The 1,048-nt window shown below is 59.4% G+C and carries 1 protein-coding gene and 1 pseudogene; both read right to left on the minus strand.

Annotation, left to right across the window (positions count from 1 at the left end):
* Window positions 1–461: pseudogene (locus tag BHC62_RS26220) on the minus strand (electron transfer flavoprotein subunit alpha/FixB family protein); the annotation flags it as partial.
* 2 nt (window positions 462–463) lie between these two features.
* Window positions 464–1,048: electron transfer flavoprotein subunit beta/FixA family protein (locus tag BHC62_RS26225; RefSeq protein WP_070996715.1), on the minus strand; the 585-nt coding region annotated here is incomplete at its 5' end.

A 1,048-nucleotide genomic window follows, 5' to 3' on the forward strand; every position in this document is an offset into this window, starting at 1 on the left:
GGGTCGAAACCGGTGGCACGCACGGTGATGACTTTGACGGCAGCAGTCGATTGCACGGTGGCAATGGCGTTACCGGCGTAGATCGGGCGCTTGAAGGTGTCGGCGCTTTCGACCGAAACGATCTCGGAGATCTGGTCAACGTCCAGCTGCGCAGCAACGCGTGGCAGGATGTTTTTGCCGTTGGAAGTGGCGGCAGCCAGGATGTGGCTGTAGCCAGTACCTAGCTCTGCAACCAGAGGGGCAACGTTTTCCGGCAACTGGTGCGCGTAGGCAGCGTTATCGGCCAGCAGTACTTTGCTCACGCCCGCGACTTTTGCTGCGGCTTCAGCCACGGCGCCAGCGCCTTGACCAGCGACCAGTACGTGGATGTCGCCACCGATTTTGGCGGCAGCAGCAACGGTGTTCAGGGTGGCCGGGGCCAGCACCTTGTTGTCGTGTTCTGCGATTACCAAGATAGTCATGATTAGATTACCTTCGCTTCGTTTTTCAGTTTCTCGACCAGTTCAGCCACCGACTTGACCTTGATACCCGCGCTGCGTGCAGCTGGCGCTTCGACTTTGACGGTCTTGTTGGTGGAGGCGGTGGAAACGCCCAAAGCATCCGGAGTCAGCACTTCGAGCGGCTTCTTCTTGGCTTTCATGATGTTTGGCAGGGACGCATAACGCGGCTCGTTCAAACGCAGGTCGGTGGTGACGATGGCCGGCAGTTTCAAGGAAACCGTCTGCGCGCCGCCGTCGATTTCGCGGGTCACGGCAACGCTGTCGCCGCTGACTTCGACTTTGGAAGCGAAGGTGCCCTGGCCGTAACCGGTCAGTGCAGCCAGCATCTGGCCAGTCTGGTTGTTGTCGCTGTCGATGGCCTGTTTGCCAAGGATCACCAGTCGCGGCTGTTCCTTGTCGACAACGGCCTTGAGCAGCTTGGCAACGGCCAGCGAGGTCAGTTCTTCAGCGGATTCGACGAGTACGGCGCGATCAGCACCCAGCGCCAGAGCAGTACGCAACTGCTCTTGAGCAGTGGATGGCCCTACGGAAACGACGACGATTTCAGT

The organism is Pseudomonas sp. 06C 126 (assembly GCF_001855215.1).
Taxonomy (GTDB): Bacteria; Pseudomonadota; Gammaproteobacteria; order Pseudomonadales; family Pseudomonadaceae; genus Aquipseudomonas; species Aquipseudomonas proteolytica.